The organism is Rhizobium azibense, from assembly GCF_004342325.1.
Lineage (GTDB): Bacteria > Pseudomonadota > Alphaproteobacteria > Rhizobiales > Rhizobiaceae > Rhizobium > Rhizobium etli_B.
On the sequence record NZ_SMBJ01000004.1, the window covers coordinates 263,460 to 278,262 of the forward strand.

13 protein-coding genes and 3 pseudogenes are annotated in these 14,803 nt (G+C 61.4%); 11 read left to right on the top strand and 5 right to left on the bottom strand.

The genetic code is table 11. The features are described 5' to 3' along the window. On the top strand, window positions 1-330 hold the full coding sequence (locus EV130_RS11685) for a TfoX/Sxy family protein (protein WP_132551184.1): 330 nt from the start codon (window positions 1-3) through the stop codon (window positions 328-330). A 28-nt stretch (window positions 331-358) separates the two neighbouring features. After that, window positions 359-2,020 (top strand): thiourocanate hydratase, encoded by a 1,662-nt coding sequence (locus tag EV130_RS11690; RefSeq protein WP_074059942.1) that lies wholly within the window; start codon window positions 359-361, stop codon window positions 2,018-2,020. Window positions 2,021-2,038: 18 nt separating this feature from the next. Here EV130_RS11690 and EV130_RS11695 read toward each other — a convergent pair whose 3' ends face one another. Further along, complete coding sequence (locus EV130_RS11695; protein ID WP_132551186.1) at window positions 2,039-2,422, bottom strand: VOC family protein; 384 nt, start codon at window positions 2,420-2,422, stop codon at window positions 2,039-2,041. Beyond that, the gene (locus tag EV130_RS11700; protein ID WP_132660514.1) at window positions 2,419-3,657 is read right to left on the bottom strand and encodes an MFS transporter; all 1,239 of its coding nucleotides are present in this window, start codon (window positions 3,655-3,657) and stop codon (window positions 2,419-2,421) included. The genes EV130_RS11695 and EV130_RS11700 overlap by 4 nt, the downstream gene beginning before the upstream one ends. A gap of 109 nt (window positions 3,658-3,766) precedes the next feature. Here EV130_RS11700 and EV130_RS11705 point away from each other — a divergent pair, with 109 nt between their 5' ends. Then, complete coding sequence (locus EV130_RS11705) at window positions 3,767-4,639, top strand: LysR family transcriptional regulator (RefSeq protein ID WP_132660354.1); 873 nt, start codon at window positions 3,767-3,769, stop codon at window positions 4,637-4,639. Window positions 4,640-4,643: 4 nt separating this feature from the next. On the opposite strand, the pseudogene EV130_RS11710 reads toward EV130_RS11705, so the two are convergent. Next, window positions 4,644-4,820: pseudogene (locus tag EV130_RS11710) on the bottom strand (LysR family transcriptional regulator); the annotation flags it as partial. 1 nt (window position 4,821) lies between these two features. Between EV130_RS11710 and EV130_RS11715 the strand changes: the two are divergent. Further along, window positions 4,822-4,937, top strand: a pseudogene (locus EV130_RS11715) (SDR family oxidoreductase); the annotation flags it as partial. A gap of 207 nt (window positions 4,938-5,144) precedes the next feature. Then, window positions 5,145-6,356, top strand: coding sequence for a bifunctional phosphopantothenoylcysteine decarboxylase/phosphopantothenate--cysteine ligase CoaBC (gene coaBC / locus EV130_RS11720; protein ID WP_132660356.1), 1,212 nt, complete (start codon window positions 5,145-5,147; stop codon window positions 6,354-6,356). Here coaBC and EV130_RS11725 read toward each other — a convergent pair. Then, entirely contained in the window at window positions 6,343-7,152 is an 810-nt protein-coding gene (locus tag EV130_RS11725) for a class II glutamine amidotransferase (RefSeq protein WP_132660358.1), read from the bottom strand. The two genes, coaBC and EV130_RS11725, sit on opposite strands and share 14 nt — an antisense overlap. A 519-nt stretch (window positions 7,153-7,671) precedes the next feature. Here EV130_RS11725 and EV130_RS11730 point away from each other — a divergent pair. The 6 genes and pseudogenes from EV130_RS11730 (at window position 7,672) to otsA (ending at window position 13,888) form a co-directional block, all read left to right on the top strand. Then, complete coding sequence (locus EV130_RS11730) at window positions 7,672-8,349, top strand: FadR/GntR family transcriptional regulator (RefSeq protein WP_074059937.1); 678 nt, start codon at window positions 7,672-7,674, stop codon at window positions 8,347-8,349. Beyond that, window positions 8,346-9,633: pseudogene (locus tag EV130_RS11735) on the top strand (CynX/NimT family MFS transporter). The gene EV130_RS11730 and the pseudogene EV130_RS11735 overlap by 4 nt, the downstream one beginning before the upstream one ends. A 96-nt stretch (window positions 9,634-9,729) precedes the next feature. After that, complete coding sequence (locus EV130_RS11740) at window positions 9,730-11,226, top strand: S10 family peptidase (protein WP_425375567.1); 1,497 nt, start codon at window positions 9,730-9,732, stop codon at window positions 11,224-11,226. A 7-nt stretch (window positions 11,227-11,233) separates the two neighbouring features. Next, complete coding sequence (locus tag EV130_RS11745; protein ID WP_132551196.1) at window positions 11,234-11,635, top strand: GFA family protein; 402 nt, start codon at window positions 11,234-11,236, stop codon at window positions 11,633-11,635. Between the two features lie 37 nt (window positions 11,636-11,672). Continuing rightward, the gene (otsB, locus tag EV130_RS11750) at window positions 11,673-12,470 is read left to right on the top strand and encodes a trehalose-phosphatase (protein ID WP_074059933.1); all 798 of its coding nucleotides are present in this window, start codon (window positions 11,673-11,675) and stop codon (window positions 12,468-12,470) included. Between the two features lie 44 nt (window positions 12,471-12,514). Further along, window positions 12,515-13,888 carry an alpha,alpha-trehalose-phosphate synthase (UDP-forming) gene (gene otsA, locus EV130_RS11755; RefSeq protein ID WP_074059932.1) on the top strand — a complete coding sequence of 458 codons (1,374 nt, stop codon included), beginning with the start codon at window positions 12,515-12,517 and terminating at the stop codon, window positions 13,886-13,888. Here the strand turns inward: otsA and EV130_RS11760 are convergent. Further along, window positions 13,869-14,792 carry a choline sulfate utilization transcriptional regulator gene (locus tag EV130_RS11760; protein WP_132660362.1) on the bottom strand — a complete coding sequence of 308 codons (924 nt, stop codon included), beginning with the start codon at window positions 14,790-14,792 and terminating at the stop codon, window positions 13,869-13,871. The two genes, otsA and EV130_RS11760, sit on opposite strands and share 20 nt — an antisense overlap. Window positions 14,793-14,803: the final 11 nt, after the last annotated feature.

Here is a 14,803-nt window from a genome sequence, read left to right on the forward strand (position 1 = left end):
ATGGCGCGAGATGCCGGCCTTGAGGAACTGCTGAGGGAAGAGCTCGCTGGCCTGCCTGGTCTCAGCGAAAAGGCGATGTTTGGCGGATTGGCCTTTCTGTTGAACGGCAACCTCCTTTGTGGTGCGCGAGACGATGGCATGCTCGTTCGCCTCGGCAAAAGCAATGACGGCTTTGCGCTGGAGCTGCCAGGGGTCGTCCAGATGACCTCGGGCGGACGGGCGATGCAGGGCTGGGTTCGCGCCGATGCCCGTGCCTATGGCGAAAATGCGCTGCGCAAGCGCCTGCTCGATGCCGCCCGCGCCTACGTGCAAACGCTGCAGGTGAAATAACAAGACAGGACTTGAGGAAGGACATCCCATGCCGAAGCCCAATCCACGTCATCCAAAATTTCCAATTCCCGGCGGGCCGCAGTTGCGTGCCAAGGGGTGGCGGCAAGAAGCGCTGCTCCGCCTCCTCGAAAACGTGCTTGCCGTCGGCGAAGATCCGGACAATCTCGTCGTCTATGCCGCGCTCGGCAAGGCGGCGCGCAACTGGGCGGCGCACAAGGGCATCGTCAAGGCGCTGACCGAGATGGAAGAGGACCAGACGCTGCTGATCCAGTCGGGAAAGCCGATCGGCCTCATCAAGACTCACACGAAGGCACCGCTCGTCATCATGGCGAACTGCAATATCGTCGGACAGTGGGCCAAGGCTGAAGTCTTCTACGATTTGCAGCGCAAGGGGCTGATCTGCTGGGGCGGGCTGACGGCAGGCGCCTGGCAGTATATCGGCAGCCAGGGCGTCATCCAGGGAACGTACGAAATCTTCATGCGCATTGCCGAGCGGCGTTTCGGCGGCGACCTCTCCGGCCGCTTCGTGCTCACCGCCGGTCTTGGCGGCATGGGAGGGGCTCAGCCGCTTGCCGGCCGTATGGCGGGAGCTGCGATCCTCTGCGTCGATATCGATCCGGAGCGGGCAAAAAAGCGCCAGCAAATCGGCTATCTGCAGGAGATCGCACCTGATCTGGATGCTGCATTGCATATGATCGACAGGGCCGTGAAGGAAAAGCGCGCACTGTCGGTCGGCCTCGTCGGCAATGCGGCCGAGATCTACCCAGAGATCGCCCGGCGCGGCATTACGCCCGATATCGTGACGGACCAGACCTCGGCACACGATCTCGTCTACGGCTATGTTCCGAAGGGCATGAGCCTTGCCCAGGTCAAGGCACTTCGCGACGACGGCCAGGGCCAGTTGATGGCGGCAAGCCGCGCCTCGATCGTCCAGCATGTGACGGCGATGCTGGAGTTCCAGAAGAAGGGCTCCGAGGTTTTCGACAACGGCAACCTGATCCGCACGCAAGCGAGAGAAGGCGGCGTTGCCGATGCCTTCGACATTCCGATCTTCACCGAAGCCTATCTGCGCCCGCTCTTTGCGCGCGCTATCGGTCCCTTCCGCTGGATGGCGCTGTCGGGCGAAGAGAGCGATATCGCCCGGATCGACGATCTGCTGCTTCAAATGTTTCCGGATAACAAGATCATCACCAACTGGATCCGGCTTGCCCGCGAGCACGTGCCTTTCGAGGGCCTGCCGGCACGGATCGCCTGGCTGGGCCATGGCGAACGCACCGCCCTTGCCCGTCGCGTCAACGAATTGGTCGCAAGCGCAGACCTGAACGGTCCCGTCGCCTTTTCCCGCGACCATCTCGATGCCGGCGCTATGGCGCATCCGAACATCATGACCGAACGCATGAAGGATGGCTCCGATGCGATTGCCGACTGGCCCCTGATCGATGCGATGATGCTCTGCTCCTCGATGGCCGACCTCGTCGTCGTCCATTCCGGCGGAGGCGGCTATGCCGGCTACATGACCAGCTGCGGCGTGACTGTCGTTGCCGACGGCACCGAGGCCGCCGACGAGCGGCTCGATCATGCGCTGACCAACGACACGGCGCTGGGCGTCATGCGTTATGCGGATGCCGGATACGAGGAAGCGCTGGACGAAGTGCAAAAGAAGGATGTCCCGTATATCCGGTTGAGCTAGCACGCGGGACCAAGCGGCTCAGATGGGATTGGATACTTCGATGAGATTGCCGTCCGGATCGCGAAAATAGATCGAGCGGATAGTCCCGATGGCGCCGGAGCGTTCGACGGGGCCTTCCTCGATGGCAATATCTGCCGCTTCGAGATGCGCGATGACCTCGGCGAGTGGCGTTTCGGCGATAAAGCACAGATCCGCCGAACCCGGTACCGGCTGTTCGGCTTTGGGATCGAACTCGCGCCCGGCCTGGTGAAGATTGATCTTCTGATTGCCGAATTTCAGGGCCCTGCGGCCCTTGGCGAAGGTTTCCACGGACATGCCGAGGACACGGCGGTAGAAATCGCAGGTCGCCTCGATGTCGGAGACGGTCAGGACGAGGTGATCGAGGCGGCTGATGCGGATCAAAATTTTCTCCTCGAAAAGCTGCGTGCAGCGCACGCCGCCGCAAAGGCGAGAGCCAGCATGGCAAGGGTGAAGTAGACGACTGCCGTCCAGCCCTCGATGGCGAAGAACCAGCCGCCTGCCGAGCCCATGACGCTCGAGCCGACGTAATAGCCAAGCATATAGAGCGACGAGGCATGCCCTTTCGTGCCTCTGGCAAGCTTCCCGACGAGGCCGCTTGCGATCGAATGGCTCATGAAGAAGCCGCTGGTGAGCACGACAATGCCGAAAATGATGACCGGCAGGAAGGCGGAAAGCGTTAGGGCGGCGCCAACAGCGGTGATTGCAATTCCCGTCAGCAGGACAGCGAAGTGGCCGAAGCGGTCCCCCAGCAGGCCACCGAGCGACGAAGCGCCGATGCCGAAGAGATAGACGGTGAAGATCAAGCCGAGTTCGCTCTGGGTCAGGCCATATGGTGCTGCGACGAGCCGGAAGCCGGCATAGTTGTAGACGGTGACGAAGGAGCCCATCGCCAGAAAGGCAATGGCGAAAATGAACGGCAGCGCCGGATTGCGCATATGCGCCAGCCAGGCTTTCAGATGGAATTTCGGATCGAAGCCAGGGCGGCGGATAAAATTGCGCGAGGCGGGTAGAAGCGCGATGAAGCCGGCTGCCGCCACCAAGCCTGTCGCGCCGATCAGAAACATTGCCGGCCGCCAGGTCAGGTATTGCGCCAAGATACCGGTCAGCACCCGGCCGGACATACCGCCGAAGGCTGTTCCGCCGACATAAAGTCCCATTGTCGCGCCAAGGCCGCGCGGATCGATTTCCTCCGCAAGATACGCCATCGCAACGGCCGGAACGCCGCCAAGGACGAAGCCCTGGAGGGCACGGATGACAAGCAGCAGGTGCCAGTCCGGTACAAAGGCGGCAGCAATCGTCAGTACCGCCGCACCGACGAGCGAGATCGACATCAGGCTGCGGCGGCCAAGACCCTCCGAGATGATGGCCGCGCATATAATGGCAATGGCGAGGAAGCCGGTCGACAGCGAAAGCGCAAGCGAGCTTTCTGCGGGACTGACGGAGAATTCGTCCGCAAAGATCGGCAACAGCGGCTGGACACAATAGAGCAGCGAAAAGGTGGAGAAGCCAGAGAGGAAGAGTGCAAGACTGGCACGGCGGTAGGACGCCGTGCCACGCTGCAGGTATTCTTTCGCCGGCGGCGCCGCCGGTATTTCCATCGGGGAAATGTCGCTCATGACTGCGGTCTTGTGCATGGCTCAAGCCTTTCTCCAGTCATCTAGTCAGAAGGGCATAAGCTGTCCAATATATGGAAGTGATGTTTTCGATATGTTTTGGAGATAGCGCATGGAGCTTCGGCATATCCGCTATTTTCTGGCGGTCGCAGAAGAAGGCAATTTTACGCGGGCCGCGGCGAAACTCGGTATCGGCCAGCCGCCGCTCAGCCAGCAGATCCGCGATCTCGAAAAGGAAATCGGCGCGGCTTTGTTTCACCGCGTGCCGCATGGCGCGGAATTGACGGCGGCGGGCGAGGCGTTTTTCGGCAAAGCCAAGGCCTCACTTCTCTCTGCCGAGACGGCAAGGCTTGCCGCGCAGCGTGCCAATCGCGGCGAGACGGGCAAGCTGGCGCTCGGCTTTACGGCTTCTTCCGCGTTCAATCCGGTTGTCAGCGCGACGATCAGGCGGTTTCGAGCAGAGTGGCCGGAAGTACGGCTGTCTCTGACGGAATTGAACACGTTGGCCCTGATGGAGAAACTCCATCGCGGCGAACTGGATGCAACCTTCATGCGGCCGAGCCTGGACGATCCGCCGGGCGTGCGCCTGAAACGCCTCGGCGACGAGCCGATGGTGGTCGCCCTGCCAGCAAACCACCCGCTGGCGAAATACGAGCGGCTGGCCCTTTCACTGCTGTCAAACGAGCCGTTCATTCTCTTTCCGCGGCTGGTCGGCCTCAGCCTCTTCGACGATGTCGTGCTCGCGTGCCGGCAGGCGGGTTTCGAACTGACGGTCGCACAGGAAGCACCGCAGATTTCCTCTGTCGTCAATCTGGTTGCTGCAGAGCTTGGAGTGTCGATCGTTCCCGCATCGATCGCACAGATAAGGCTCGATGGCGTCGCCTACCGGCCGATCGACGGACCGCCTGCGGTCGCGCGGCTGGCGCTCGCGGTGCTGAAGACGCAGCGCTCGCCGGTGACCGAAAATCTGATGAGCCTGCTTTGACCCAGCCTGCACGATCCCAGTAAGGCGGATCACTGAGGGTTTCCTTCAGGTGATCGGCTAAGGCGCGGAGTTTTGCGGAGGGATTGCGGCCTTGCGGATGCGCCATGTAGATGAACTCGGCTTCGGGGCTGGAGCCGACATCAATCCCGACGAGCTTGCCTTCGCGGATTGAAGGACCTGCTGGCTTCAGTTTCGCTTTCCCGGGCGTCGCCGCCTATGCCGCCAGCAAATCCGGCCTGGTCGGCCTGATGCAGGCTCTTGCCGCCGAATTCGGGCGCGCAATGTCCGCGTCAATGCAGATCGGCGGCGGCATCGGTTGCTGGAATTCTCGATCGTTTCCGAAGCGCCTTCTCCGGTCGATTATGATGGCCTTTGCAGTCGCCTGGCTTGCGATCGCGATCTTCACTCCCAATGTCAGTGAGCTTGGGGACGCCGTGGTGATTGCATGTTATCCGCCAAAGGCTTAGGGTCGCTACCAGTCACAAAGGCAACGGATAGAAGGCCCATGGCTCTCAGCGGCAAACGCATCCTGCTCATCATTTCCGGCGGCATCGCGGCCTACAAGAGCCTCGACCTGATCCGGCGCCTGCGCGATTGCGGTGCTTCGGTGCGTCCGGTGATGACGAAGGGCGCGCAGGAATTCGTCACGCCGCTTGCCGTCGGCGCTCTTGCCGCAGACCACGTCTTCACCGATCTCTTTTCGCGCCAGGACGAACAGGATGTGGGCCATATCCGGCTTGCTCGCGACTGCGACCTCGTTCTGATCGCGCCGGCAACGGCCGATCTGATGGCCAAGATGGCAAACGGTTTCGCCGACGACCTGGCCTCGACCGTTTTGCTCGCGTCGGACAGACCGGTTCTTGCCGCGCCGGCGATGAACCCGAAGATGTGGTCGAAGGCGGCGACGAAACGGAATTTCGACATCCTGAAAGGTGACGGCATTCATTTTGTCGGGCCGATGACAGGCGAGATGGCGGAGAGCAAGGAGGCAGGCATCGGCCGCATGGCTGAACCGCTGGAGATCGTTGCCGCTGCAGAAGCGCTGCTTGACGACGGACCGAAGCCGCTTACCGGACGCAAGGCGGTCTTGACCTCGGGACCGACCCACGAACCGATCGATCCCGTCCGCTACATCGCCAATCGTTCTTCCGGCAGGCAGGGACACGCGATTGCCGCAGCACTTGCCAGGCTCGGTGCCGACGTCACACTCATCTCCGGTCCGGTGGCAATCGCCGATCCCGTCGGCGTCAGGACCATCCATGTCGAACGCGCCGAAGAAATGCGCGATGCAGTGCTCGCTGCGCTGCCCGCCGATATCGCCGTCATGGTGGCAGCCGTGGCCGACTGGCGCGTGGCTTCTGCCGCCGATCAGAAGATCAAGAAGCATCCAGGCGAATCCATTCCGACGCTGGCGCTGACCGAAAACCCTGACATCTTGAAGGCCGTCGGCCACCACACGATGCGGCCGACGCTGGTGATCGGCTTTGCGGCCGAGACGCAGGACGTCGAAAATAACGCCAAGGCGAAGCTCGAGCGCAAGGGCGCCGACCTGATCGTTGCGAATGACGTCTCGCCGGCGACTGGCATCATGGGCGGCACGCGCAACAGCGTGAAACTGATCAGCCGAAGCGGCGTCGAGCAATGGCCCGATCTCGGCAAGGAAGAGGTTGCCGAGAAGCTGGCAGCCCTGATCGCAGAACGCTTCAGGCAGGGATAGCGATACCCGCCGCTGCGCCGATACGCTTTTGCGGCTTGAAGGCCACGACCTCGATGCCGTTGTCGCCAATCGTGACGGCGCTGCCGTCCGGTATCTCGGCCCAGGCGTCGATGTCGTCATTCAATGGCTCGGAAACAAGGCAGTGTCCCCGGCGCATCGGTGAGGCATAAAGTGTCGGCGCCTTTCGATCCGTCGCATAACGAATGCCGTAAAGCGACCCTCCGTCGGAAAACGCCGCAGTGAAACGCAGATGGGCGCGGCCCAGGATGTTTTCAGCAAGCCCTTCGACAAAGCTCACCATCTCCGCCATTGCAGTAAGAGGCGCCCGGCACAGACCGAATTGCAGCGCGAGCAGGAACATCAGCTCGGAATCGGTCGTGCCACTGCGGACATTGAAGAGCTCGTCGTCGAGCATCGCCTCCATGGAACGGCGCAGGCGCTCGAAGCCCCCGATCTGTCCGTTGTGCATGAACGACCAATTCCCATGCGTGAAGGGATGGCAATTGTCGCGCCGCGTGCCGCCGCCGGTGGCTGCGCGCACATGCGCCAGGAAAAGCGGCGAGCGGATTTGACGCGCCAGGCTCTTCAGATTGCAGTCGGACCATGCGGGAAGGATATCGCGGTAGCGGCCCGGCTCCGGCCGGTCTCCGTACCAGGCGATACCGAAGCCATCGCCGTTCGTTGCGGTCTTGGCGCGGGTGGCACAATGAGATTGCTCGATCAGCGAATGGGCAGGTGAGGAAACCAATTCCTCGAGATAGAGGGGCTCTCCGCGATAGGCTGCCCAGCGACACATGCTTTTCTCACTCCGTAACCCGCCGTCCTTCCGGCGGGACTGATTGAAATGCCCGTTCGATTGTCGAGCGCGATGGTGAATAAAAACTTAACGATTGCACTTTTTGCAAGGCAGCATGCGGGTTGGAACCGCTTCAGTCGATCACATTCGTTGAGCACGCATCTTCTTTTGTGAACATTGCCTCTCGGCCGTCTCGCCGCGGTCGTCGTAAGGATTTCTCTTGCATCGTCGAAATTTTTCCTTACCTTTTCATCATCAGCAACAGAACGAAAGGAAGGTGATCCAATGTCTAATGAGATTTCGGACCTCGTATCGGGCATGGGAGTGGTGACGAAAGCGAGGCAGCCCTCGTTCTAATCCCCGCCTTCCTGGGGCCGCTTTGACGGTCCAGGCCAGCTACAGGCCAAACTCATGGAAAAGGGTCGCTGAGGCGGCCCTTTTTTATTTTGCAGATTATCTTTGACTGCAGGCGGATCGCGTCGTATTCATAAAGTCATCTGATGATTTTATGAATATGACATGCAGCCGCTCAACAAGACAAATCTGACCGAAACCGCCATTGAAGCGATCCGCGGCGAAATCTGCGCGAAGCGATGGAGTATCGGCGACAAGCTGCCGAACGAAACAGCTCTTTCGGCCGCGCTGGCAGTCAGCCGGGGCACGATCCGCGAGGCCGTGCGCGTGCTTGTCTCTCAGGGCCTGCTTCAAACGCGACAAGGCTCCGGGACCTACGTCCTTTCGACGATGGACGCCGGTCGGCCCCTGACGATGGCCCGGCGGGCAAGCCTGCGCGACCAGTTCGAAGCGCGCTGCGCCCTTGACGTCGAGGCAGCCCGCCTCGCCTCGCTGCGGCACACGCCGGAAACCATCACCGTGCTGCGCGAGCTTCTGGCCAAGCGCGGCACATACGAAGGGGGCGAAAAGGCCGCCTTCATCGAGCGCGATCTTGCCTTTCACAAAGCGATCATCGCAGCCTCCGGCAACCGGGCGATGATCGAAATCTATGACTTCTTCTCGACCTCGATCGCCGAAACCATCGAAGCGACGCTCGGGCAGGACCTTCCCGAGCCCGACATGAAAGCGCACAGCGATATCATCGATGCCATCGAAACCGGCCACCCCGGGAAAGCCGATGCCGCCGTGCGCCGCTTCATGAAGCCGGTGATTGCCGCCCTTGAACGGATGATCGTCTCGTGACCACCTCCATTTCTAATGCAGCCGAGGCTCTCGAGGCCATCGACGATCCGTTGATCGATGCCGAGGCAAACAGTGTTCCCGCACCGCAAGCTCCGGCACAGTCGACGGTGGCAAGCCGTGTCATTCTCGGTGTCAGCCTCGTCCTTATCGCCTTCAACCTCCGCCCCGTGTTCTCCAGCGCATCCGCGCTGCTGCCGGAAATTCGCGCGGGGCTTGGCCTTTCAGCCCTCGGCGCGAGCCTGTTGACCACGCTTCCCGTCGTTTGCCTCGGCGCTTTTTCGCCGCTTGCGCCAAAGCTCGCACAGCGCTTGGGTGCCGAGCGAACGCTCCTCGGCGTGCTCGTGCTTTTGGCACTCGGCACGGCCATGCGCGGGCTGTCCTCGGTCCCGCTTCTCTTTCTCGGAACCGCGCTTGCTGGTGCTTGTATCGCCGTCGGAAACGTCCTGCTTCCTGGCCTGGTCAAGCGCGATTTCGCCGAGCGCACGGCGCTGATGACCGGATGTTATACGATGGCGCTGTGCGCCGGCGCAGCGAGCGCTGCCGGTTTCACGCTGCCGATCGAGCACTCTCTCGACGGATCGCTTGAGGGCGCACTTGCCGCCTGGGCATTGCCCGCCTTCATCGTCGCCATGATCTGGCTTCCGCAGGTTCTTGGAGCTTCGGCTCAGGCGCGGCGAAGCGGCTTCAGGGTCGAGGGCCTGTGGCGAGACCGGCTTGCCTGGCAGGTCACCCTTTTCATGGGCCTTCAATCAGCGCTCGCCTATTGCGTCTTCGGCTGGCTGGTGCCGATCCTTCGCGAGCGCGGCCTCGACGGCGTGACTGCCGGTGCCATCGTTTCGGCATCAGTCATGGTCCAGGCCGCCGCCTGCCTCGTGGCACCGCAGATTGCCGTACGCGGCAAAGACCAGCGGTTGATCAACGCTTCGCTGTGCGTCGTTGCCGTGGTTGCCCTGCTTGGCCTACTCTTCGCCGCTTTCGACGGTCTGGCTTTGGGCAGTGCTGCAGGGAACGGGACAAGGCGGCCTGATTGCAGTGGCAATGACAACGATCGTGCTGCGATCACGCGATCCTCATGTCGCAGCTCACCTATCCGGCATGGCGCAATGCATCGGTTATCTGCTGGCCGCCGTCGGCCCCCTGATCGTCGGACTCATTCACGGCGCAACCGGAAGCTTTGCCTGGAGTGCCGCACTCTTTGTTCTGCTCGGACTGGGAGCCGCGATCAACGGCTGGAATGCCGGACGTGCGCTGCATGTCAATGCGCGCACGATCAAGACGACGTAAAGGTCTCTCCTCACCTGCGCATCACCATCTCTTGATACCTCTTAGAGATGGCAGATGTTACGGTATCTATCGTGTTTCATCGCCCAGGAGGAAAGAGTGTCGTTAAGGTCTGCTGCCATCCTGTTTGCGCTGCTGGTTCTCGCCACACCTGCTTTGTCAATTGCCCAGGAGCGGCCCGGCGTATTGAAGCTGTTGCCGTCCGATTCCGTCACCCAGCATGAACAGAACATCGGCGGCCGCAGGCTGGCCTATACAGCGACGGCGGGCACGCTCGATCTCTTCGGGCAGGACGGCGCTCGCACGGCTGCGATATTCTACACTGCCTATACCGCCAGGGAGCGTACACCCAACCGCCCCATTACCTTCGCTTTCAACGGCGGTCCGGGCGCGGCTTCGGCATTTCTGCACCTTGGGCTCGTCGGGCCGCGCATATTGGATTTCGGTCCGCAGGCCCGCGACGGCGCAAATGCCAAGCTCGTCGACAATCCGCAGAGCTGGCTCGATTTCACGGATCTCGTGCTGATCGATCCGATCGGCACAGGATGGAGCCGCACGGCAAAGGCCGACGACGCTTCGCACTACTACAGCGTCAACGCCGATGCGCAGGCCATCGCAAAGGCAATCGCGCTCTATGTCGCACACAACAATCGCTCCGGCTCGCCAAAATATCTTCTCGGCGAAAGCTATGGCGGTTTCCGTGCGGCCAAGGTCGCTGCTGCCCTTCGGCAAAGCCAAGGCATCATCATCTCCGGCGCGGTCATGCTCTCGCCGTTGCTGGAGGGCCAGCTGATGTTCAATGCAGACCGTTTTGCCCTTGGCGCTGCTCTCGAATTCCCGTCCCTTGCCGCCGCTGAAGCCGAGCGCCGCAAAACCTTCGACGAAAAAGCGCAACGGGACGCGGAGAAGTTCGCGCTCAGTGAATATCTGACGACCTTGGCCGGGCCGGCACCGGCGGGCGAGGCTGCGAAGGCATTCTATGGCAAGGTCTCGACGATGACCGGCATTCCCGAAGACGTCGTTGCCCGCAACCGCGGCTTTCTGGGCAATGCCTTTGCCAAGAATTCTGCCAGGCAGCAGGGCGAGGTGATGAGCCCCTACGATGCCTCGTTCGCAACGCCCGACCCTTATCCGGAATCAGACTCCGGTCGTGGCGATGACGCGGTCCTCGACGGCTTCACCCGCGCTTATGGCGGCGCTTTTGCCGATTACGCACGCAACGAACTCGGCTTCAGGACCGAGATGACCTATACGCTGCTCGAAAGCGACGTCAGCCGTCAGTGGGAATGGGGCGGTGGACACGGCACCGGCTCACGGCTGCAGGCGAGCATAACGGATGACATCCGCGAATTGCTGGGCACCAATGCGGGCTTTCATTTGCTGATCGCACATGGCTACAGCGATATCGTCACGCCCTATGGGGTCAGCCGCTATGTCGTGGACCACCTACCTGAAAGCCTGACTAGAGGCCGTGTAAGCCTGGACGTCTATCGCGGCGGCCATATGTTTTACACCAATGCGCAGGCGCGGGCTGCTTTTACCGCTGATGCCAAGACCTTTTATGGTCAGCATCCGGCGGCGCAGATAGCCGAATGAGGAGCAGATGCACGTTACCGGCGGATGCCATTGCGGCGCGATTGCCTATGAGGCCGAAATCGATCCGGAGCGCGTCAGCATCTGTCATTGCACGGATTGCCAGCGGCTGACCGGAACGGCTTATCGTGTCAGCACGGTTGCGCGACGGGCCGATTTCCGGCTTCTCCGCGGCAGACCGAAAACCTATGTCAAGCATGGCGAAAGCGGAGCACGCAGCCGGCAATTCTTCTGTCCAAATTGCGGATCGCATCTCTATCGCATGGGAGAGGACGACGCCTTCGTCGGCATCCGCCTCGGCACGATCAACGAGCGGGCCGAGCTGTGGCCGCGCAAGCAGATCTGGTGCCGCTCTGCCCTGCCCTGGACCGGCAATATCGAAGCACTGCCGCGATTCGAAACGGAAAGCTAGGGTTGCCTGGAGTGGGCCCTGACATAGATAGAGCCTTATGTCATACCAGAAGCAGTTTCTCAGCGCCTCGGAACCGGATGCGGTTTCAGGGGTAGACTCTATTCTCGCCGTTCTCTCCGCCGAGCCGGAAAACTGGGCTCTCTTCATCGATATCGACGGGACCCTGCTCGACCTGGCCGAAACGCCGGACGACATCGTCGTTCCACCATCGCTGCCCGAAAGTCTCGATGCCCTGGCAAAAAGGCTCGCAGGTGCCCTGGCCCTCGTCACCGGAAGAGGGCTTGACTATGCCGATCAGCTCTTCCGGCCGTTCCACTTCCCGATCGCCGGGCTTCACGGCGCAGAGCGGCGCGACCCGGACGGACGCGTGAGCAAAGCCGAAGTCACAGCGCAATTCGAGCAGCTGAAGGCCGATCTCACCGCAGAGACTGCAGGTTGGGCCGGGGTTCTGATCGAGGATAAGGGAGCGGCGGTTGCCGCACATTACCGGCTTGCGCCGGACAGGGAGCTCGAACTCGAACCATTGATGGAACAGGCGCTTGGTCGAGCCGGACCGAACTTTACGATCCAGCACGGCAAGATGGTTATCGAAATTCGTCCGGCCAGTGCCGACAAGGGCAGTGCGGTCGAAGCGTTTCTCGCACATCCAGTCTTTGCCGGCAGGCGCCCCATTGCGATCGGAGACGACGTGACCGACGAAGCGATGTTTCGCACGGTCAACCGCCTTGGCGGTCAATCGATCCGCGTCGGGCCGCTTTCGCCTGCAAGCCAAGCGCGCGGCTCCATCCCCTCGGCAGAAGCTCTGCGCGGCATGATCGAGACATTGGCCTCGTGAAGATTTGAGCACCCGACGTATTTCATTGCATGAAAGGAACTGGCATGAGCCGTCTCGTCATTGTTTCCAATCGCGTGCCCGTTCCCGACAAAGGCGGCATTGCGCCCGCCGGCGGTCTGGCGGTCGCCCTAAAGGCCGCCCTTGAAGAGCGCGGCGGCATATGGATGGGCTGGTCGGGAAAATCGAGCGGCGAGCATGAGCCGCAGCCGCTTGCACGGCTGCAACAAGGCAACATCACCTATGCACTGACGGATCTGACCGACACCGATGTGGAAGAATACTACCACGGCTTTGCCAACCGTGTACTCTGGCCGATCTGCCACTACCGTCTGGATCTCGCAGAATACGGCCGCAAGGAGATGGCCGGCTATTTCCGCGTCAACCGTTTTTTCGCCCATCGGCTGGCGCCGCTGATCGAACCCGATGATCTCATCTGGGTGCACGACTACCACCTGATCCCGCTCGCCGCGGAACTGCGCCAAATGGGCTTGAAGAATCGCATCGGCTTCTTCCTTCATATTCCATGGCCGCCTGCGGACGTGCTCTTCACGATGCCGGTTCACGAGCAGATCATGCGCGGCCTCTCGCATTATGATGTCGTCGGCTTTCAGACCGATCACGACCTTGAGAATTTCGCTGGTTGTCTCAGACGGGAAGGCATCGGCGATGAACTCGGCGAAGGCCGCTACAGCGCCCATGGCCGGACTTTCAAGGGCGGCGCCTATCCGATCAGCATAGAGACTGCAGCCTTTGCCGAATTCGCCCAAAGGGCCGCAACCAACAGCATGGTCAAAAAAGCCCGTCAAAGCATCGAGGGCCGCAGCCTGATCATCGGCGTCGACCGCCTGGATTATTCCAAGGGAATCACGCAGCGCATCGATGCTTTCGAGCGCTTCATCTTGGCCAATCCGGCACAGCAGGGGCGCGTCACCTATCTGCAGATCACCCCCAAGTCCCGCTCCGAGGTACCCGAATACGAAGCCATGCAACGCACCGTGGCCGAGCAGGCCGGCAGGGTGAACGGAGCGCTCAGCGCCGTCGACTGGGTGCCGATACGCTATATCAACCGTTCCGTGGGGCGCCACGTTCTCGCAGGGCTCTACCGGCTCGGCAAGGTCGGCTTGGTGACGCCGCTGCGTGACGGGATGAACCTTGTCGCGAAGGAATACGTGGCCGCACAAAACCCGGACGATCCGGGTGTGCTCGTGCTTTCGCGCTTCGCCGGAGCTGCCCGCGAGCTGAAAGGCTCCCTTTTGGTCAACCCCTACGACATCGAGGGTACTGCAAACGCGATGGCAAGGGCGCTCAGCATGCCGCTGGAAGAGCGCAAAGAGCGCTGGGAGATGATGATGGACCATCTGCTCGAACACGATGTTTCGCGCTGGTGCCGGGATTTTCTCAAGGATCTTGCGCCTTGAGCGCATCTGCGCCGGCCTCGGAGATCAGCCAGGCGGCAAGCCGATCAGTCTGCGCGCTCTGCGCTTTCGGCGGCAAAAGCCAGTAGCCTCGGTCCGGGGCCTCCAACATCGGTCCGGCCGTAACCAGCATACCTGACGCCAGCAGCGAATCGACCAGACCCATCCAGCCGATCGCCAGTCCCTGCTCGCCTATCGCCGCCTGCACGACGAGCGAATATGTGTTGAAGCTGAGCTCGCCCTGCCCTATGGCCGCATCGCGATTGATGCCAAGCTCGGCCAGGTAGCTCTTCCAATCGAACCACGGCGACGGTGCGCGCGCATCGAGATGCAGAAGACGCGCGCCGGCAATTTCGACCGGATCGAAGAACGGGCCGTTCCGATCCAGAAAGCCCTGGGTGCAAATCGGGACGACCTTTTCCGGCAAAAGGAGCGTGGCATTGCTGCCGAAGTCCTCCCGCGTTCCGAAGACGACAGCGATGTCGCCATCCGGAGGACCGTGCTGCTCCATGCGCTGCGTGGCGACGATCTGAATGTCCATTTCGGGATAGAGCAGGCGGAATGTATGCATGCGTGGGATCAGCCAGAGCGATGAGAAGGCATAATCCGTCCTCAGCCTGATCGCCGGACGTTCGGATTGGCTGCGAAGACTGCGCACCAGCATGTCGATATCGTCAACCGTGCGAGAGGTGACTTCGAAAAGCCTGCGGCCTTCCGAGGTCAGTTCGACGCCGCGGTGCTGTCGCTGAAGGAGGCTGACGCCCATGTGCTCTTCCAGGCGACGGATCTGGTAGCTGACGGCAGGCTGGGTCAGGCCGAGAGTTCCGGCCGCAGATGAAAGACTGCCCATTTTCCCCACCGCGACAAATACACGAACCCATCCAAGGTCAACTGGTCGCTCTGCCATAAGGAATCCTT